A 19,384-nucleotide genomic window follows, 5' to 3' on the forward strand; every position below is an offset into this window, starting at 1 on the left:
GAAATGTTTCAGCCCGATCAGCGAGCCGGTCACCCGGTCTCCCCGCCGGTGCACGCCCCCGGCATCGCGGCGGTCAGAAAGATCGCGGCCCCCGCGCCGACCACGGCCGGCCGAAGACGACCGGGTGGTACGTCAGCCCCGTGAGGGTCCGGTGCTCTCCCTCACGATGAGTTCGGGCTCCACCAGCCGCCGTACCTGGCTCGACCTGCCCGCCATCTGGTCGAGCAACACGTGGAAGGCGTGACTGCCGACCTCTTCGAAATCCTGCCGGACCGTCGTGAGCGGAGGCCAGAAATAGGCGGACTCCGGCACATCGTCGAAACCCACCACGCTGACGTCCTCGGGAACGCGCCGCCCGGCCTCGCGCAACGCCCGCAGCACCCCCAACGCCATCTGGTCGTTGCCCACGAAGACGGCCGTGACCTCGGGGTCCTGCGCCAGACGCCGGCCGAGCTGGTAGCCGGAGCGCGAACTCCAGTCCCCGCGCGACACCTCGGGCACTCGATGCCCCCCGGCCTCCAGCACCTCGCGCCAGCCCTCGACCCGGCCGTTGGCGTCGATCCAGCTCGCCGGGCCCGCCAGATGCCACACCGTCTCATGGCCGAGGCTGAGCAGGTGCCTGGTCGCCCGCGCGGCTCCCGCCCGCTGATCCACCGTGACGACCGGAACGGAAAGGCCCGCCCCGGCGTCGACCGCGACCACCGGAATCTTCGACGACAGGTGACGCAGGCCGTCGGCCGCCGACTCGTGCGGCGCGACGATGATGACGCCGTCCACCGACTGGGACTGAAACTGGCGCAGGCTTTCCTCGATCGAGCGACGGGTGAGCATGCTCAGGCTCGCGATGCTCACGGAGTAGTCGTTGAGCCTGGCGGCGCGTTCGATGCTGTAGAGGGTCGAGGCCGGACCGTACAGGGTGGTGTCGATGCTGACCACGCCCAGCACCCCGGACCGTCCGGTGGCGAGCTGACGTGCGGCGGTGTTGGGCCGGTAGTCCAGCTCCCGCACCGCGGCCAGCACCCGCTCCCGGGTTTTCGCCTGCACCCGCTCGGGCGCGTTCAGGGTCCGCGACACGGTCATCGCCGACACCCCGGCGAGCGCGGCGACGTCTTCCAGCACCGCGGGCCTGGAACGTGGCAGGCCGTCATTCGATTTCGCCTTCAAAGCAGCTCAACCCCCATGCGGTAACGCTAACAGGACTTCGAGCCTCGCTCCGCTCCGGGCGATACCGTTCACGCGCCGTCGGCGGTGATGTTCTCCCCCGCTCACCGGCCTTTCGCCGTCTCGGCGGCGAAGGCGCTGGATGATACGGCCAAAAATGGACGGAGATCCTGGAAAACAGTAATCTCGGCGTCAGCTGTCCACCGGGTTCCCGGAGGAGAGCGAGCAGATCAGGGAAAGGAGTCGTCAGTGGCTCAGAAGGTGGCTCGAAAGACGGGCGGGCCGGCGGCGGCCCGATCCCAGACCGACACCCGCCGGTCGAAAGCGACCGGCTACGTCGCCGCCGTCCTCGCCACCACCCTGATAGCCGGATCCCTCGGAGCCCTGATCGGCTACAACAGCGGCCGCCCCGACGCCACCCAGAACGCCATCGCCGAGATGCGAGAGGCGGAGGCCAAGCGAGACGTCCAGCAGATCACCGAGCTGACCACCCTGGCGCGCACGACTGCCGACGACCTGAACAAGATCCTGGCCGGGCTCGCCGAGGCACTCCCGGTGGAAGGAACCTCCGACGCGCCACCGGCGGCGCGCGAGCGGGTCGAGGAATGGCAGCGGATCCTCCGCGAGACCGCGGAGAAGCACGCCCCCACCCCCTCGGGAGCGACCGGGACCAACGTGGCGCGCGGCGGACTCCGCAGCGCGGTGACCGCTCTGGTCACCGCGGTCGACACCTACGCGGCCGGCCTGCGGCTCCCCGAGGGGTCCCGCAAGGACCTCCTCGACCTCGCCGCACGCCAGCGCTCCACCGCCGTCACGATGTGGTCCGTCGCGGCCACCCAGCTCGACCAGCTCAACGTCGACGCCGGCAACGGCCACCAGCACGCCTACCTGACGAGCACGCCAGGAGACGGCGCCATCACCTCCGACGGCGTCCCGGAGGGCCACCACGACGACTGAGCGACCGAACTCCTCCTGGCCGTCCAGGACGGGACGGCTCAAAGGAGTCACGCTCCCGGCCGGGCCGCACTGAAACTTTCAGTACCGAGCCGACTCCGCTGCGAAGCGGGAAGACGACGTCGGCCCGCGGCTCCGGCCGCCGGGGAAGCGCAGGTGACGCACAAAGTGGCCACCGGCCGGCGATGACCGCGAGAGCCATGCGGAACACCGGCCGCGCGTCAGGGACTCCGGGAATCTCGCACCTCTCTTGACGGCCGTGACGCCGATGCCAACACTTGGCACACATCCGCCTTCCCGCCTGTGAGGTTCCAGGCATCCGGCGGAAACATCAGCGCCATCAGCATCCGTCGCGCGTTCGTGGACCTATCGTCCGTAACGAGAGGTACCCCCCCGTGAACAGACCCGCCAGCCCTCCCCCGCGACGCGTGCGCCGCCGTACCGGCATCGCCTGCGCGGCAGCCGTCGCGCTGCTGCTCGCGTTGTGCCAGTCACTGGTGGCCGCCGGCCCGGCCGCCGCCGCGACGATCGACACCAGTGCCTGGTATCTCCTGGTGAACCGGCACAGCGGCAAGGCCATCGACGTCCTCGACCTCGCCACCAACGACGGCGCCCCCCTCGTCCAGTGGTCCCGCAACGACGGCGCCTGGCAGCAGTGGCAGTTCGTCGACTCCGGTGGCGGCTACTACCGGCTGCGCTCCCGCCACAGCGGCAAGGTCATCGACATCGCCTCCCGCTCCACCGCCGACGGCGCCAACGTCGTGCAGTGGAGCGACAACAACGGCACCAACCAGCAGTTCCGCGTCGTCGACAGCGACGCCAACCATATCCGCCTGATCAACCGCAACAGCGGCAAAGCCCTCGAAAACTGGGAATGGTCCACCGCCGACGGCGGCCGCGTCTCCCAGTACACCGACCTCAACGGCGCCAACCAGCAGTGGCAACTCGTGAAGATCGGCGGCACCGACCCGGTGCCCGGCGACGCCAAGCAGATGGAGAAGCTGAACCGCGGGCTGATCAGCGTGCGCTCCGGCAACGGCAACCTGGTCTCCTGGCGCCTGCTGGGCACCGAGTCCCGCGACACCACGTTCAACGTCTACCGGGGTGGCACCCGGATCGCCGGCGTCACCGACTCCACCAACTACCTGGACCAGGGTGCCGCGGCCGACGCCTCGTACACGGTGCGCGCCGTGGTCGGCGGCACCGAGCAGGCGGACTCGGAGACCTCGCTGCGCTTCGGCAACGGCTACCTGGACGTGCCGATCAGCCCGCCCAGCGGCAATCACACGGCCAGTGACGCGAGCACCGGCGACCTGGACGGCGACGGCAGGCTGGACCTGGTGCTCAAGTGGGAGCCCAACGACGCCAAGGACAACTCCCAGTCGGGGACCACCAGCCCGGTCTACATCGACGGGATCAAACTCGACGGCACCCGGCTGTGGCGGATCAACCTGGGCCGCAACATCCGCGCCGGCGCCCACTACACCCAGTTCCAGGTGTACGACTACGACGGCGACGGCCGGGCCGAGGTGGCGATGAAAACCGCCGACGGCACGGTCGACGGCCGCGGTACCACCATCGGCAACGGCGGCGCCAACCACGTCAACTCCTCCGGATACATCCTGGCCGGTCCCGAGTACCTGACGATGTTCAACGGCCAGACCGGCGCGGCGATGTCGACCGTCAACTACGAGCCGCCGCGCGGCACCGTCTCCTCCTGGGGCGACAACTACGGCAACCGGGTGGACCGGTTCCTGGCGGGCACCGCCTACCTGGACGGACGGCGGCCGAGCCTGATCATGGCGCGCGGCTACTACACCCGATCGGTCGTCGTCGCCTGGGACTTCCGCAACGGCTCGCTGACCCGCCGCTGGACGTTCGACTCCAACTCCTCGGGCAACGGCGGCTACGCCGGGCAGGGCAACCACAGCCTGTCCATCGCCGACGTGGACGCCGACGGCAGACAGGAGATCATCTACGGCTCGGCCACGATCGACGACAACGGCGTCGGCATGTACCGCACCGGCTTCGGGCACGGCGACGCGTTGCACGTGGGCGACCTGATCCCGAGCCGGTCCGGCCTGGAGGTGTTCACCATCCACGAGGCGGGTGACCAGCCCGCGGCCGACGTGCACGACGCCCGCACCGGGCAGGTCATCTGGCAGCGTCCGGGCAACGGCGGCGTGGAGGGACCCGGCCGCGGCGTGGCCGCCGACATCTACGCGGGCAGCCCGGGAGCGGAGTTCTGGGGCGCGGGAACCAACATGGGCAACCTGTACAACTCCTCCGGGGCCTCGGTCGGCCGCACCCCCTCCTCGGCCAACTTCCTCGCCTGGTGGGACGGCGACCCGGTCCGCGAGCTGGTGGACGCCACCCGCATCGACAAGTACGGCACCGGCGGGGACACCCGGCTGCTGACCGCCTCCGGGGTGCACTCCAACAACGGCACCAAGTCCACTCCGTCCCTCTCGGGCGACCTGCTCGGCGACTGGCGCGAGGAGGTCATCTGGCCCACCTCGAACAACACCGCGCTGCGGATCTACAGCACGCCGACCGTGACCACCACCAAGATCCACACCCTGCTGCACGACCCGCAGTACCGGGTCGCCCTGGCCTGGCAGAACACCGCCTACAACCAGCCACCGCACCCGGGCTTCTTCATCGGCGACGGCATGTCCACCCCGCCGCAGCCGAACATCTACCTGCCCTGATCCTTCGCCCTTTCGGACCCCGACCTCCGTGGCCCGGCCCCGGCACCGCCTGACACCGCGGACCGGGCCACGGACCGATGGGCGGGTGCCCGCGTCCGCGGCCACCTGCCCATCGCCGCTCCACTCGAGATCACCGGCCGTTGATGTGGCAGTCGACCGCTGTCCTGCAACGCCACTCGCCACCCCACAGGTCGACCGCGCCACGCACGGCATCCCTACTCGAAGAGGGACGGGTCTCCGGTGCCCCGGCGGAGGATCTCGGGCTCGTCCTGCGAGAGGTCGAGGACCGTTGTCGGGACGGCGCCGCACTCGCCGGAGTCGATGACGGCGTCCACCGCGTGGTCGAGCCTCTCCTTGATGTCCCAGCCCAGTGTCAGGGGCTCGGTCTCGTCGGGCAGCAGCAGCGTGCTCGACACCAGCGGTTCGCCGAGCTCGGCCAGCAGCGCCTGCACGACGACGTGATCGGGGATCCGGACGCCGACCGTCTTCTTCTTGGGGTGCAGCAGCCGCCGCGGCACCTCCTTGGTGGCGGGCAGGATGAACGTGTAACCGCCGGGGGTCGCCGCCTTGACCGAACGGAACAGCGCGTTGCTCACATGCACGAACTGACCGAACTGCGCGAAGTCCCTGCAGACCAGGGTGAAGTGATGGTCACTTCCGAGGTCGCGGATCTCTCTGATCCGGTCGATGCCCTCCTTGTTGCCCAGCCGGCAACCCAGCGCGTAGCCCGAGTCCGTCGGGTACGCGATCAGCCCGTCGGCACGTAGAAGATCGACCACCTGCCCGATGAGCCGGGGCTGGGGACTGCTCGGATGCACATCAAAGTATTTCGCCACCCCCCGAGCTTAGAAGCAGGAAACCGCCCCGTACGACACACGGGCCCCGAACATGACACGCGTGCCTCCAGGAATGGCCCGAGGCCGGTCGCCCGCCGAGGCGGTGTCGGGCCCGGCGGCACCGCGGTTCCCGGCCGGGCCGGTCCCTCATCCGATCCTCGTACGGACGCTCAGGTGAAGCGCCGGTAGGTGATGGGGTGCGCGCCGGCCACCGACTGGATCTTGACGTGGTCTCCCGGCTTCGGGGCGGCGATCATCATGCCGTCGCCCAGGTAGACGCCGCAGTGGCTCGCCGGATATCCGAAGAAGACGATGTCGCCCGGCTGCGGCGGACCGGTGATCGGCTTGCCGCTCGCCTGGTATCCGGCGGCGGTGTTGTCCCCGATCCTGATTCCCGCCTCGTTCAGCGAGACGTGCACCAGGCCACTGCAGTCGAACGCGTCGGGGCCGTCCGCGCCCCAGACGTAGGGCTTGCCGATGTGGCTCCTCGCGGCGGCCACGATGTCGGCTCCGCTGCCGTCGCCGGTCACCGTGAACGGGATCGCCCGGCCTCCTCCGCCGCCACCGCCCGAGCCGCCCTCGTGGTTCCCCGACGACGATCCCCCGCCACCCTGTCCGCCACCGCTGCCGCCTTGCGAGCCGGGTTCCGTACCGGCGAGCGCGGTGGTGCGGGGCTCGTCCTCCCGGGCCACCGGCACCCATGGGGTGACGCGCCCGGGGCCGGGGACGAAACTCTGGTCTCCCGCGGCCGGGATGGCGGAGAACACCGTGGCGTCGCCGAGATGCTTGTCGATCTCGCGCCGCGCGGTGGACAGCGCGGTCTCGGCCGAGTCGACGTGTCCCCGCACGAGGAACACCGCCCTCTCGACCTCCTCGCCGATGCCCGGTTCGAGCTGCTCCGGGGTGGCGTGCGGGTTGCGACGCCGGTATTCCGCCACCCGGGCCAGCAGGTCGTCGCAGACGCGCTCGGCGTTCGTCCTCGCCGTCTCGACGGCGCCGGCGGCGGCCTCCAGGGAGGTCGCGCAGTCGCCCATCGTGTCCCGCAGGGAGGTGCCCGCACTGTGGTAGCGCCGCATGTACGCCACGAAGGCGTCGGCGGAGGCGCCCTTCCAGGCGGTGTCCACCTGGTCGACCGCCTTCTTCAGGAGCGTGAACGGCTCGGCGGACGAGCCGGCCGCCCCGCGCCACCGGGTGGCGATCGCCCGGATCGCGACGGGATCCCCGTCCGTCCTCTTCACCAGCGCGGCCAGGACCTGCCCTCCGGGCAGCGCCGCCACGGCGTTCATGTCGGTCATAGGACGGGCAGGTGGTTACCGGTGTTCCGCTCGGCTCTGGTCACGTTCTCCTCGATGGTGTCGAGGGCACGCTCGACGCCGTCAAGGCGGCTCTTCACCGTGCCCAGCTCCCGGTCGGCGTACCCTTCGCCCCTGCCGATCGCGTCGGCGAGCTCCTCGGCACCCGCCAGGGTCCCGAAGATCGAGGAACTCGCGCCGCCCTTGGCCGGGAAGTCGTCGCCGACGCCGGCGAGTCTTCCCCCCTGGGTGTTCACCGTGACGCGCAGCTTGGCCAGCGCCTCACGGTTCAGGTCGAATCTTCCCACCGGAGCCGACTCCCCTCCGCGGTCGCCGGGAGACCGGCTGCCCGGACGACGATCTGGCTCGTTGGCCGGTTGCCTGCCCACCGTCCGGCCATGTCCACCAAGAGGCGATCCTATCCGCCCGACAACGATCATCGCAGCACAGAAGCACACCCGTCATCTCGGGTCGCCGCCCGCGACGCGAACGCCCCGGACACCCGCCGGAAAAGGCGCGGGCGTCCGGGGCTTCGGAGCGGGTCAGACCTGTCGGGCGATGCCCTTCTCGACCGCCTCGATGATCCGGGGCCGCAGCTCGGAGCAGCTGATGATCGCGTCCACCGAGCCGACGTCGACCGCCCGCTGGATGCTGTGCACGCGGTCGAACTCGGTGGCCACCTCGGTCAGCTTCTCGGCCCGCACCGACGAGCGCAGCTCGGCCAGCTCGGCGGCGAGCGCGGCCCGGGTGGCGGCCGGCGCCTCCGCGACGCGGGCGGCGAGCGCGAGCACCCTGGGGTCGTTGCCGGTCCGCTTGTCGACGTCTCGCGCGAAGACCACCGCGGCGGCCGGGGCGCCGCCGAGCACCGAGGCGAACGAGCCCTCGACCGCGAGCACGGTCAGGTTCGGGTTGAGCGCCTTGGAGAACACCACGAAGGCGCCACCGTGATAGCGCGAGATCACGCAGAACACGATCGGGCCCTTGAAGTTCACCACCGCGCGGCCGATCTCCGCGCCGTACTCCAGCTGCAGTTTGCGCATCGACTCGGGGGAGCCGTCGAACCCCGACAGGTTGGCCAGCACGACCAGCGGACGGTTCCCGCTCGCGGCGTTGATGGCCCGGGCGGTCTTCTTGGACGACCGGGGGAACAGGGTACCCGCGGTGTAGGTGTCCGGGCCGTCGGTGGGCGGGAATCCGCGGCGCGGCACGGACCGCGACTCGATGCCCAGCAGGCACACCGGCCGGCCGCCGAGGTGGACGTCCCAGACCGCGGCGGTGTCGGCGTCGGCCATGCCCGCCCACCGCTCCAGCACGGGGTGGTCCTGGTCGGACAGCGCGCGCATGACCGTGCGGATGTCGAACGGCTTCTTGCGGTCCGGGTTGGACTCGGCGGAGAAGATCTGACCCACCGTCGTGAAGTCGCTGTCCGGCAGGGCGTGCGGGAACGTCGACACGTCGCGGTCCACCGGGTCGCCGGTGATCGCCTTGCGCGGCCCGCTCTCCCCCGGCGCGACGTAGCTGTGGTCGTAGTGCGACATCAGGATCTCCCGCGCGCCGCGGATGTCCGGCGCCCAGTACTGTGCCTGGCCGTTCGGGCCCATGATCCGGTCGTAGCCGCCGATGCCGTGGTTGTCCTCGGCCGACACGCCGCCGGAGAAGTCGAGCGACTGCTTGCCGGTCAGCACCATCGCGGAGTCCGGCGTCATCACCAGGATGCCCTTGGTGTGCATGAGCATCGTGGCCTCGGCGTTCCAGTACGGCTGGGCACCGACGTTGATGCCCGCGACCACGATGTTGATCTCACCGCCGTCCTGGGTGAAGGTCACGATCCGCTTCAGCGCGGCCGCCACCCAGTCCATGTTCTCGGTGCCGGACGACATCGAGATCCGGGCGCCCGCGGAGAGCGCGAACCACTCCAGCGGCACCCGCATCCGCTCGGCGAGGTCGAGCGCGGCGATCACCCGTGCGCACTCGGGCTCCGACAGCGCGCCGAGTGCCTTCGTCGGGTCGCCCAGCAGCACGACGCGGGTCATGCCCTCCGGGTGGCGCGGCGTGGGCGTGCTGACGACACCCGCGACGAGCGCGGCGCCGTTGCGCCCCTTGGGCCGGTTCACCGGCACCAGCCTCGCGTACTCGTCCAGGTCGTACTCGGTGAAGGAGCCGAACGGCCCGGCGAGCATGTCGGTCAGCTCGTACGGGTGGTGCGTGCCGCGGCTGTGCGCGCGCAGCACCTCCTGGCGGTAGTCGTCCAGCGGCTCGACGGGCTCGGTCGGCGGCGGCACGATGGACAGCCGCACGCCGGAGCCCACGTCGTAGCCGATCCGGACGGCGATGTCGACGAGCTCGCCGGTGACGCCGTCGCGGCGCCTGCCCAGGAACAACACCTCCTCCAGGCCCGCGCCCGCCGTCGTCGGCAGCACGCGCTTCGCCACGGTGTTCAGGTCGTCCGGCGAGAGGTCGTTCGGCGGCCACACGTAGATGACGATCCGGTTCGTGGCGGAGGTCTTCGCGCCGGGCTTCTTGGCCCGGCGGATCGCGTCGAGGCAGGTGGCCAGCACGTTCTCGGCCGCGGGCAGCGCGACGAGCCCTCCCTCGTCGTCGCGCAGCGGGGTCAGGTCGCGGACCTGCCCCAGGGCGACGAGGCGCTCGTCGGACGGGTTCTGCCGTGCCGAGGCCCGGAAGAGGTAGACCTCCTCGTCGGGCGCGGGCAGCCGGGTGAGGTCGAAGTCGCGCAACCGCTCCAGCTGCATGCGCTCGGCGATGCGCGGGTGCAGGCCGCGCAGCAGCCGCTCCTCCACGAAGCCGTCCGCGGACGGCCGGAAGGTGAAGTGGTGGTGCATCACGGCGCCGCTGTCGCCCGTGACGGTCGCGGCGATGCGGCCGATCCGGTGCGACGGCTGCTGCGCGGCCATGACCTCGCGCAGGCGCGCGGCCATCTCCTCGGGGTCGTCGGGAGCGTCCGGCCAGGTCAGGTAGATGTCGGCCACCAGCTCGCCGGTGCCGGCGAACTCGTCGACCGCCTTGACGGCCTCGGCCAGCGCCAGGAAGTCGACCGCGGTGGCCACGACGCGGCCCTCACCGCTCGTGGTGCGGTGGTCGGCGACGACGAACGTGCAGCCCGCCACCTTGCTCGTCCGGATGCCGCTGAGCGCGCGGTTGCCGTAGTAGCGGCGGATCAGCACCTCGAGCAGCGGCACGGGGTCCACGTCCTCGCGGCCGATCCGCTGGCCGACCAGCCGGACGAGCGGCTCGGCGCTGGCGACCATGGCGGAGATCCGCTCGGCGCGGTCGGGCGAGTCCGGGTGCTGGTCGAGGTGGCGCAGGTGCTTGCGTACGGCCGTGTAGACCTTGGCGCGGGTGCGGCGCAGCAGCGGCTGGACGAACCAGGCGAACACCACGCCGCGCGCCAGGTCCGCGACGGCCGGGAACCTGATCTGGGTGGCGGCGATCAGGTGCTCCAGCACCACGCCGACGGCGACGCGGTCGGCCTGGGCGGGCGGGGCCTCCTTGGCCCACTGGCGCAGCAGGGTCGTCACCACGGCGACGTCGGCGGAGGCGCGCCGCTGGGCGAGGAAGATCCGGAAGACCGCGTCCTCCAGCTGCGGCGTGCGCTCCAGGCCTTCGACGCCGTAACGGGACAGCACGTGCGTGAGCCGCTGCTGGAAGCTCTCCGACAGCCCGGACCGGTCGGGGTCGAGGTACTGCAGATAGGTGTGGAAGTACTCGCGGGGGCTGTGCACCGAGGAGTCGGGCTTGGACTCCTCGCCGGCGGGCCGGTTGCGGCTCAGCTCGCTCAGGTCGGCGAACAGGTGCAGCAGCTCGACCTCACCGGCCGGCTCGTGATCGCCCTTCGCGACGAGTTCGGCGCGCGCGGCGAGGTAGCCGGTGAGCAGGCGCTTCTCGTCCTGCGGGTCGATGTCGAACCCCAGCAGGAGGCCGCGCAGGTCCTGCAGGCCGCGCGCGGCCCGCTCCGCCGCGGGCACGTCCACCGGCTCCGGCGGCAGATCCAGCTCGATCTCCCGCACCTCGGCGACGGGACCCGCCGTGCCGTCGCCCAGGGGTTCCAGGCGGAGCAGGCGGGCGCCCGCCTCCACCTGGCTGCCGACCGAGACCGCGAGCTCCCGCAGGCGTCCGCGGAACGGCGCGCGCAGCACGGTCTCCATCTTCATGCTCTCCACCACGAGCAGCGGCGCGCCGGCCTCGACCTCGTCGCCCGGCTGCAGTGGCGTGGCCACCACGAGCGCCGGCACCGGCGAGCGCACGATGCCGCCCTCGTCGCGGCTGATCCGGTGCGTGACGCCGTCGACCTCGACCAGGTGGATCGGACCGTGAGTGCTCGTGACGACCTTGAAGCGGACGCCGTTCACGGTGATCTGGCCGCTGTGCTCGTCGAAGCGCTCGATGTCGACGTCGGCCGTGTGCCGCAGGCCGCCCGCCGAGATGCCGACACGGAACCGGTGGCCGCCGGTGCGCGCGATCTGGACGCGGTACCCGACGTCGCGGAGCTTGAGTTCCAGCGCGCGGCCGCTCTCGTGCTGCGACTGCGGGCGGCCGCCGTGCGCGGCGGCCAGGAATCGCTGCCGCGTCACGGTCTCCTCGTCCTCGTACGCCTCGACGGCGGCGGCGATCAGCGCGATCGCGGAGTGCCGGTGTGACACGAGGGCGCCCTGGGCGCGCACGCGGTCGATCCAGCCGGTGTCGGCCGAGCCGTCGATCACCTCGGGCTCGTCGAGCAGCATGCGGACGAAGCCCTTGTTCGTCACGCCGCCCTCGATGATGACGGTCGTCTGCGTCATCGCGCGACGCAGGCGGGCCAGTGCCTCGGTGCGGTCACGGCCGTGTGCGATGATCTTGGCGATCATCGAGTCGAAGTCGGCGGGGATCGTGTCGCCCTCGCCGAACCCGGTGTCCACCCGGACGCCGGGACCGCTGGGCAGCGCGAGCCGCGCGATCCTGCCGGGTGAGGGCGCGAAGTCGCGGTCGGGGTCCTCGGCGTTGAGACGCGCCTCGACGGCGTGTCCCCACTCCTCGGGTGCCTCGCCCTCCAGCCTGCCGCCCGCCGCGACGTGCAGCTGGGCCTTCACCAGGTCGACGCCGGTGGTGATCTCGGTGATCGGGTGCTCGACCTGCAGACGCGTGTTGACCTCGAGGAACGCGAACAGCCGCTCGCCGGGGTGGTAGAGGAACTCGACGGTGCCCGCGCCCTTGTAGTCCACCGCGAGCACGAGCCGCTCGGCCGCCGCCTTCAGCTCGGCGACCTGCGTGGCGTCGAGGACCGGGGAGGCGGACTCCTCGATGATCTTCTGGTTGCGCCGCTGCACGGAGCAGTCGCGCACGCCCAGCGCCCACGCGGTGCCCTGACCGTCCGCGATGACCTGTACCTCCACGTGCCGGGCGCCCGTCACCAGGCGTTCCAGGAACACGACGCCGCTGCCGAACGCGCGCGCCGCCTCCTGGCGCGTCAGCTCGTAGGCCAGGGTCAGCTCGTCGGGGCCGGATATCATCCGGATGCCGCGGCCGCCACCGCCCGCGGTCGCCTTCAGCATCAACGGGTAGCCGATCCGCTCCGCCGCCGCCTTCGCCTCCTCCAGCGTCTCCACCGGGCCGCGGCTCCACGGCGCGACGGGCACACCGACCTCTTCGGCGATCAGCTTCGAGCCGATCTTGTCGCCCAGTTTGCGCATCGCCTCGGCGCCCGGGCCGACGAACGTCACGCCGATCTCGGCGCACAGGTCGGCGAACGCCGGGTCCTCGGCCACGAAGCCCCAGCCGACCCAGGCCGCGTCCGCGCCGGTCTCGACCAGGGCCTTTCTGAGGACGGCGTGGTCCAGGTAGGGCCGGTTCGCGGCGGGCCCCAGGTCGTAGGCGATGTCCGCCTCGCGGACGAACGTGGCCGTCCGGTCGGAGTCGGTGTACAGGGCGACGGTCTCGATCCGTGTTCCCGTCTCCGCGGCTAGGTCCTGAACGGCGTAGATGAGCCGCATGGCGGCTTCACCGCGGTTGACGATGGCGACACGACTGAACACTGAGCGAACCTTTCGAAGCGGTGAACACGGCGGCCGTCCCCGCCCCGATCGTGGTACATACTCCCGGTCGCCCCCCGCTACCGGAAATGGCGGGGACTGAGCGTCTTTCGCGACCGGAGTTGTGAGGCTCGCACAAACGTACCCGCCGGGATGGCGTGGCATGCGACCGACATGATCCCTGACTCGGACTTCCCGGGTACGCGGCTCAACGGCCGTGCTCTTCGCGGGGGCGCTTTAGCGGCAGGTCGGCGGCGCGGGCGAGGACCTGGGCCCGGGTGTGGCCGGCGGCGAGAAAGTGCTCGCCGATCGCCACGCGGAAGGCGGGCACGCTGCGGGCCCCGCCCCCTCCGGGGGCGGAGCGGAAGGCGCCGATCGGTTCTCGCGGCCTCGCGCGTGACTCACCGTCGCGCGCGAGGCCCACCGTCGCGGTCATCGTCGAGGCCGCCCGCGGCGAGGTCCGTCACGAGGTGAGGAGCTCCGCGGCGAGGGCCGAGGCTCGTCGCGTGGTGAGCCGCCCGTCGGCGACCACGACGGTGATCGCGCGTTCCAACCGGTCCGGCACGCTCAGCGGCGCGTCCCAGGCCAGGGCCGGTCCGACGCCCGGGTACTCGGCGACGCGCACGAACCACGGGTCGAGCCCGAGGGTCTGCACGAACAGCAGGCTCCAGTCGTCACAGGTGAGCGCGAGCCAGGGCGAGAGGCCACCGTGCACGGCCCGCTCGCCGGAGGTGCCTTCGGTGAAGACCTCCAGCCCGGTGGAGTCCTTGGGCGCCCGCCAGAAGAACCCCCCGTAGCCGGCGCCGGTCCTGCCCTTGCAGGCCGAGCTCTGGATCGACAACGGCGCGCCGGTCCGGTTGTCCAGCGTGAAGGCGACGTCCAGCGCCCAGGCGCCGGGCAGGACGCGGGTGGTGAGGGTGCGCTCCTCGGAGGCCAGGACGGTGCCGTCCGGTCCGACCCAGTCGAGGTTCTCGGCGAAGCCTCCGGGCACGGGACGCAGGGAGCGCCGCCGCTGGCGCCCGTGGTTGGGCAGGATCCGCGGGCCGGTGCCCGGTACGTAGGTGGAGCCGCCCCAGAAGTTGACCCCGTTGACATCGGAGATCGCCACACTCGCCCCGAAATGATGCACGTGGTCGGCGGGCCGGCTCTCGGTCACGACCGTTCCGCCAAGGGTGCGGACCGGATGCAGGTGGGGGCGCGGCGCGTCCGTCGGCTGCAGGTCGCCCCGCTGGAGGTAGGTCGCGACCTGCCGCGAACCGGCCCTCAGCACCGTCTCGGACCGGACCGTCTCGGACCGGACCGTCTCGGACCGGACCGTCTCGGACCGGACCGTCTTCGGTCCGGTCACCGCCCGGAAGCCGAGGTCGCCGGGGAAGCCGAGTTCCGAGAGGGTTTTCAGCTCGGCCGCCGCGCGCGCGACCAGACCCTCGATGCCCGGCAGCACCAGCCGGGACGGCTCCGTGCGGAAGCCGTCGACGGGCAGCGGATCGGGAGCGCGCCGGATCTCGTCGAGCAGCCGGGTGAAGCCCCCGGTCCGCTCCAGCGGCACTAGCAGCTTCGCCCCCTCCCTGATGTGCGCCAGGAGGTTGCCGAGCAGATCGACCCGGTCGAAGCCGGTGCGGACACCGTCCACCTCGATCTCGTCGAGGGTGTAGAAGAGCAGGGCGGAGCGCGTCTCGCCGTGCAGGTGCAGGTAGGGCTCGGTCCTGCGGTCGCCGCACAGGCTCACGGTGATCGCGATGACGGTGCCGTCGGCGAGGCGGAGCCGCGCGCTGGAGGTGTCGTCGCAGGAGATCGCGTTGGCCCGGTACAGCTCCAGCTCGACGCCCTCGACCGATGAGGCCGTGTCGGCCCCCGCGACGGCCAGCGCGGTGGCCGTCGCGTGCGCGAACGGATTGGTGAGCGCGCCGTCCATGACGTCCACACCGTCCAGCCTGCGGTGTCCCGCCCAGGGGGCGCGCGAGTAGTAGGTGAACGGGCGTGTCCAGGATCCGGCGACACCGACGCCCCGGAGCGGTTCACCCAGCACCCCGGCCGCGGCGGGGACGGCGGCCGAGCCGAGCGACTGGAAGCCCACCTGGCAGGCGAGCCCCGTCTCCGCCACGGCGGCGGAGATTCGCTCGAACTCCTCCACCGACGGCGCGGGCGGTTTTTCCAGCAGCACGTGCGCGCCGGCCCGCAGGGCCGCGACGGCGAGCGGAGCGTGGGTGTGGATCGGCGTCGCGATCACCGCGACCTCCGCGCCGGTCTCGGCGATCAGCGACGGCAGGTCCGCCGAGAACGGTACGTCGAGGCCGGGCGAGGGCGGCAGGGTGTCGCACACCCCGGCGAGCTCGGCCCGGCCCGCCGCGGCGAGCCGCCGGACGTTCGCCAGGTGGTTCCTGCCGTAGCCGTGCACTCCGGCGACCACCACTCGTACCGGCTTCACCACGCCCACCTCGTCGGCGCCCCGGTCGCCCGCAGCTCCGGCCCGCTGATCTCCACCGGGAAGGGCGGGGCGAGCAGCCCGAGGTCGGTCAGCGCGGCCTCCTCCACCCTCTCCACCATCGCGGGGTGGTGCAGCGCGAGGGCGAGCTGGCCCGACAGCTCGGTGAGCAGGTGCGGGTAGACGGGGACGCCGAAGGCGCGGGCGAGCTCGGCGATCCGCAGGAACGGTGTGATGCCGCCGACCCGCACCAGGTTCGGCTGGACGACGTCGCAGGCGCCCCCGGTCAGCAGGTCGCGGAACCCGTGGACGGTGGCGACGTTCTCGCCGACCGCGATCGGGACGGTGACGCCGCGCCGCAGTTCCACGTGGGCGGACAGGTCGTCGGCGGGCAGCGGCTCCTCGATCCAGAACAGGTCGTAGCGCTCCAGGGCCCGCAGCGCGACGCGGGCCCGGTGCAGATCCCAGCGCTGGTTGGCGTCGACCATCAGCAGCCGGTCGGGGCCGATCACCTCACGGACCGCCGCCACCCGCTCGACGTCCTCGGCCGGCGAGGGGCGCCCGACCTTGATCTTGACCGCGGTGTATCCGGCGGCGACCCATCGCCGGGCCTGCGCCCGGAGTTCCTCCAGCGAGTAGTGGAGGTTGACCCCGCTGCCGTAGACGGGGACGCTCTCGCGCCGCGCGCCGAGGATCTCGACCAGCGCCCGCTCCCCGCAGCGCAGGTCCCAGAGCGCGAGATCCACCCCGGCCAGGGCGATCGGGACGATCCCGGCCCGGCCCGCCTCGCCGAGGTGAGCCGACAGCCGGTCCCACACCAGCTCCGGATGCGCCGGCAGGCCGATCACCGCCTCGCGGATGTCGTGCTCCAGCAGTGCCCTGATCGCCTGGGCCCCGATCTGCGGTGTCCACGCCATCCCGGTGCCGCGCCGCCCGTCGTCCAGCGTGATCGTGACGAGCAGCACGTGGTTGTGGGAGACGTCCGGGCCCCAGGGCCGGCTCAGGGGTACCGACCGTGGCGTAACCGTCAAGTCCTTGATCATGACGCTACCAGGGCGAGCCCCGACTTGATCAGCGCCTCCAGTTCGGCCTCGTGCTCGGGCGCGACGGGCACCAGCGGTGGCCGGACCTCGCCCGCGTCCAGCCCGCGCAGCCGCACCCCGGCCTTGACCAGCGACACCGCGTAGCCCGGAACCCTGGAACGCAGCCGCACCAGCGGCGCGTAGAACTCGGTGATCAGCCGCTCGTCGCCGTTCAGGTAGGCGTTGGCGATCTCGGGGGCGAAGCAGAACACCGCGCTGGAGTACAGGCCGACGCCGAGCGCCCGGTAGGCGGGCTGGGTGAGCTCCGCGGTCGGCAACCCGTTGAAGAACAGGAAGTCCCGGTGGGTCTCCCGGACGGCCAGCACGATCCGCTGCATCCGGTCGATGTCGCCGAGGCCGTCCTTCAGCCCGATGACACCGGGGATCGCGGCCAGCTCGACCGCCGCCTCCGGTTCGAGCGCGATCGGCCCGCGCTGGTAGATGATCACCGGGAGTTCGGCGGCGATCGCCCGTACGTAGGCGGGGAAGCCGGGCCCCTGGACGAGGTAGGGCGGCATGAGCAGCAGCCCGTCGGCGCCCGCCTCCCTGGCGGCCCGCGCCTGGGCGAGTGCCGCGCCGATCGGCCCGCCCGCTCCGGCGAACACCGGGACGGCCCCGGCCGCCGCCTCCACCGCCACCCGGACGACCTCGGCGTGCTCGGCCTGCGACAGCGCGGTGAACTCGCCCGTCCCGCAGGCGGCGAACACGCCGCCCGGACGGTGCTCAAGGCCTCGCCGGACGTGGTCGGCCAGCACGCCGGGCGCGAGGTCGCCGTCCGGGCCGAAGGGGGTGACGGGGAAGAAGAGGACACCGTCGAGATTCATGATCAGGATCTCTTTCTGGAGAGTCAGGAGAGTTCGGTGCGCCAGCCGCGCTTGGCGGTCCAGCCGAGCAGCCGCTCGGCCTTGGCGGAGGAGAAGGCGGGGGCGGTGCCGGTCAGATGGGCGGCGAACGTCTTCGTCTCCGGCATGACGGCCGGCAGCAGCTCGGCCAGCGGCTCGCGCGCCAGGGCGTCGCCGGCGCCCGCGAAGAAGACCTCGCCGTTCGTCTCCAGCAGGGGGAGCCTGGTGAGCAGTGTGTCGACGAAGTCGCCGGCGTCGCGGGCGTCGAGGTAGTTGAACAGCGAGGCTCCGCCTATCTCGGGCCGGTTCAGCCGCTCGGTGATCGTGTGCCCGGACTGGGTGGGCGCGCCCTCCCACTCCTCGGGCGCGACGACGAAACAGGGGCGGAACGCGGCCATCCGGGTGGTCTCGGTGGTGCGGGCGAAGGCCCGCACGGTCTGCTCGGCCACGACCTTCGACAGGTTGTAGGCGTTCCAGGGCTCCGTCGGGTGGTCCTCGTCGAGCGGCAGGTAGGCGGGGGTCCATCCGCCCGGCGCGCCGTATCCGATCACCGTGGGGCTGCTGGCCACCACGAGCTTCTCCACCCCGAGGGCGACCGAAGCCGTGCAGACGTTGAAGGCGAGCTGGGTGTTGACGCGGAACGTGGTGGGCTCGGAACGGCTGAACGGCACCGCGATGGCCGCCAGGTGGACCACCGCCTGCGGCCGGAACCGTGCGATCACCGAGTGGGCCTCCCCCAGGTCGGTGAGATCCGCGGGAAGGGCCGAGGCGGCCTCTCGCGGGGTGCCCGGCGCGCTGTCCACGCCGATCACCTCATGTCCGGCCGCCGCGAGCGAGGTGACCACGCTGCGGCCGAGCCGGCCCGCGCTACCGGTGACGAGCACTCTGCTCACCGTGTGGACTCCTTCTGAAGACTGCAATCAGTTGCAGTAAACAATCGCGTCAGGCGAGACAATACGTCAAGTGAGCGGGGTCAATCGCCCGCAACCGGTCTCAGGATGGTTAGCTGATCTGCAAACGATTGCGTTAGGGTGTGCGCATGTCAGTGACCATTCGGGACGTCGCCCACGCCTCAGGTGTTCACGTGTCGACGGTCTCCCGAACCTTCTCGGCACCTCATCTGGTGAACGCCGAGACCCGGACCCGGGTGCTCGCGGCGGCCGAGAAGCTCGACTATCGGCCCAACCGGGCGGCCCGCTCCCTCAAGACGGGCCGCACCAACAACATCGGGCTGATCGTGGCCGATCTGGCCAATCCGTTCTTCCCTCCGCTGATCAAGGCCGCGCAGGCCGCCGCCCGCCGCCAGGACTACCACCTGTTCGTGGCCGACACCGGCGAGGACCCCACCGAGGAGGAGAACCTCGTCCTGGCCTTCTCCAAGCAGGTCGACGGCATCGTGCTGTGCAGCCCGCGCCTGTCGAACAAGGCTCTGGAGAAGCTCTCGGAACGCGTCTCGTTCGTGCTGGTCAACCGGCGTATCCGCGGGCTGACCACGGTCGTGATGGACGTCGCCCACGGCGCCCGCGTCGCGATGGAGCACCTCGTGCGACTCGGTCACCGGCGCGTCGCCCTGGTGACGGGCCCGGCCGGATCGTGGACCAGCGGCGAGATCCGCAAGGCCGTCGCGGAGATCCCCGGTCTCGACACGGTCGTCATCGGCCCCAACTCCCCCACCGAGGAGGGCGGCATCGCCGCCGCGGCCAAGGTGGCCGAGGCCGGGGTGACCGGCGTGCTCGCCTACAACGACCTCGTCGCCATCGGCCTCATCGGAGGACTGGAGGTCCTCGGCGTCGACGTGCCGGGCGACGTCAGCGTGATCGGCTTCGACGACAGCATCACCGGGCGGCTGCACCGCCCCAAACTCACCACGGTCGCGATGCCCGCGAGCGACGCCGGCCGGATGGCGGTCGACCTCCTCATCCAGTCGATGAGCGCCACGACCGTCCTGGAGACTCACCTGGTGGTCCGCGAGTCCACCGCGCCTCCCAGACAGGCCCCGTGAACTTCCCAAAGGCAGCCGGGCGGGCACCGCGCCCGCCCCACCGGCCGATCGGCTGA

13 protein-coding genes are annotated in these 19,384 nt (G+C 71.6%); 3 read left to right on the forward strand and 10 right to left on the reverse strand.

Annotated features, from left to right (window positions below):
* Nucleotides 1–132: 132 nt before the first annotated feature.
* Nucleotides 133–1,164: a LacI family DNA-binding transcriptional regulator gene (locus ACFY3D_RS32235; RefSeq protein WP_389778289.1), complete on the reverse strand. Its 1,032-nt coding sequence runs from the start codon at nt 1,162–1,164 to the stop codon at nt 133–135.
* Between the two features lie 246 nt (nt 1,165–1,410).
* On the opposite strand from ACFY3D_RS32235, the gene ACFY3D_RS32240 reads away from it, so the two are divergent.
* Both ACFY3D_RS32240 and ACFY3D_RS32245 read left to right on the forward strand, forming a co-directional pair.
* On the forward strand, nt 1,411–2,118 hold the full coding sequence (locus ACFY3D_RS32240; protein WP_389986492.1) for a hypothetical protein: 708 nt from the start codon (nt 1,411–1,413) through the stop codon (nt 2,116–2,118).
* Nucleotides 2,119–2,510: 392 nt separating this feature from the next.
* Nucleotides 2,511–4,826 carry an RICIN domain-containing protein gene (locus ACFY3D_RS32245; RefSeq protein ID WP_389986495.1) on the forward strand — a complete coding sequence of 772 codons (2,316 nt, stop codon included), beginning with the start codon at nt 2,511–2,513 and terminating at the stop codon, nt 4,824–4,826.
* Nucleotides 4,827–5,041: 215 nt separating this feature from the next.
* On the opposite strand, the gene ACFY3D_RS32250 is transcribed toward ACFY3D_RS32245, so the two are convergent.
* The 9 genes from ACFY3D_RS32250 to ACFY3D_RS32290 all read right to left on the reverse strand — a co-directional run bounded on the left by ACFY3D_RS32250 (nt 5,042) and on the right by ACFY3D_RS32290 (nt 18,219).
* Nucleotides 5,042–5,662, reverse strand: a complete 621-nt coding sequence (locus ACFY3D_RS32250) for an L-threonylcarbamoyladenylate synthase (RefSeq protein WP_389986498.1) — start codon at nt 5,660–5,662, stop codon at nt 5,042–5,044.
* Nucleotides 5,663–5,832: 170 nt separating this feature from the next.
* Nucleotides 5,833–6,948 carry an NlpC/P60 family protein gene (locus ACFY3D_RS32255; RefSeq protein ID WP_389986501.1) on the reverse strand — a complete coding sequence of 372 codons (1,116 nt, stop codon included), beginning with the start codon at nt 6,946–6,948 and terminating at the stop codon, nt 5,833–5,835.
* 5 nt (nt 6,949–6,953) lie between these two features.
* On the reverse strand, nt 6,954–7,262 hold the full coding sequence (locus ACFY3D_RS32260; protein WP_389986504.1) for a hypothetical protein: 309 nt from the start codon (nt 7,260–7,262) through the stop codon (nt 6,954–6,956).
* 234 nt (nt 7,263–7,496) lie between these two features.
* The gene (locus tag ACFY3D_RS32265) at nt 7,497–12,980 is read right to left on the reverse strand and encodes a carboxyl transferase domain-containing protein (RefSeq protein ID WP_389986507.1); all 5,484 of its coding nucleotides are present in this window, start codon (nt 12,978–12,980) and stop codon (nt 7,497–7,499) included.
* A gap of 205 nt (nt 12,981–13,185) precedes the next feature.
* A complete protein-coding gene (locus tag ACFY3D_RS32270) occupies nt 13,186–13,413 on the reverse strand; it encodes a hypothetical protein (RefSeq protein ID WP_389986510.1) in 228 nt (75 codons plus the stop codon).
* Between the two features lie 27 nt (nt 13,414–13,440).
* On the reverse strand, nt 13,441–15,405 hold the full coding sequence (locus tag ACFY3D_RS32275) for a DUF6807 family protein (RefSeq protein WP_389986512.1): 1,965 nt from the start codon (nt 15,403–15,405) through the stop codon (nt 13,441–13,443).
* The gene (locus tag ACFY3D_RS32280; RefSeq protein ID WP_389986515.1) at nt 15,402–16,433 is read right to left on the reverse strand and encodes a mandelate racemase/muconate lactonizing enzyme family protein; all 1,032 of its coding nucleotides are present in this window, start codon (nt 16,431–16,433) and stop codon (nt 15,402–15,404) included. The genes ACFY3D_RS32275 and ACFY3D_RS32280 overlap by 4 nt, the downstream gene beginning before the upstream one ends.
* 8 nt (nt 16,434–16,441) lie before the next feature.
* Nucleotides 16,442–17,308, reverse strand: a complete 867-nt coding sequence (locus ACFY3D_RS32285) for a 5-dehydro-4-deoxyglucarate dehydratase (RefSeq protein ID WP_389986518.1) — start codon at nt 17,306–17,308, stop codon at nt 16,442–16,444.
* 23 nt (nt 17,309–17,331) lie between these two features.
* On the reverse strand, nt 17,332–18,219 hold the full coding sequence (locus tag ACFY3D_RS32290) for an NAD-dependent epimerase/dehydratase family protein (RefSeq protein ID WP_389986521.1): 888 nt from the start codon (nt 18,217–18,219) through the stop codon (nt 17,332–17,334).
* A gap of 146 nt (nt 18,220–18,365) precedes the next feature.
* On the opposite strand from ACFY3D_RS32290, the gene ACFY3D_RS32295 reads away from it, so the two are divergent.
* Nucleotides 18,366–19,328, forward strand: a complete 963-nt coding sequence (locus ACFY3D_RS32295) for a LacI family DNA-binding transcriptional regulator (protein WP_350946171.1) — start codon at nt 18,366–18,368, stop codon at nt 19,326–19,328.
* The last annotated feature ends 56 nt before the right edge of the window (nt 19,329–19,384 follow it).

This window comes from Streptosporangium sp. NPDC000509, assembly GCF_042898365.1.
GTDB lineage: Bacteria > Actinomycetota > Actinomycetes > Streptosporangiales > Streptosporangiaceae > Streptosporangium.

Bases quoted from the DNA above. Each gene is read 5' to 3' on its own strand.
- ACFY3D_RS32255 (WP_389986501.1), bottom strand. From the start codon at position 6,948: ATGAACGCCGTGGCGGCGCTGCCCGGAGGGCAGGTCCTGGCCGCGCTG.
- ACFY3D_RS32270 (WP_389986510.1), bottom strand. From the start codon at position 13,413: ATGACCGCGACGGTGGGCCTCGCGCGCGACGGTGAGTCACGCGCGAGG.
- ACFY3D_RS32285 (WP_389986518.1), bottom strand. From the start codon at position 17,308: ATGAATCTCGACGGTGTCCTCTTCTTCCCCGTCACCCCCTTCGGCCCG.
- ACFY3D_RS32295 (WP_350946171.1), top strand. From the start codon at position 18,366: ATGTCAGTGACCATTCGGGACGTCGCCCACGCCTCAGGTGTTCACGTG.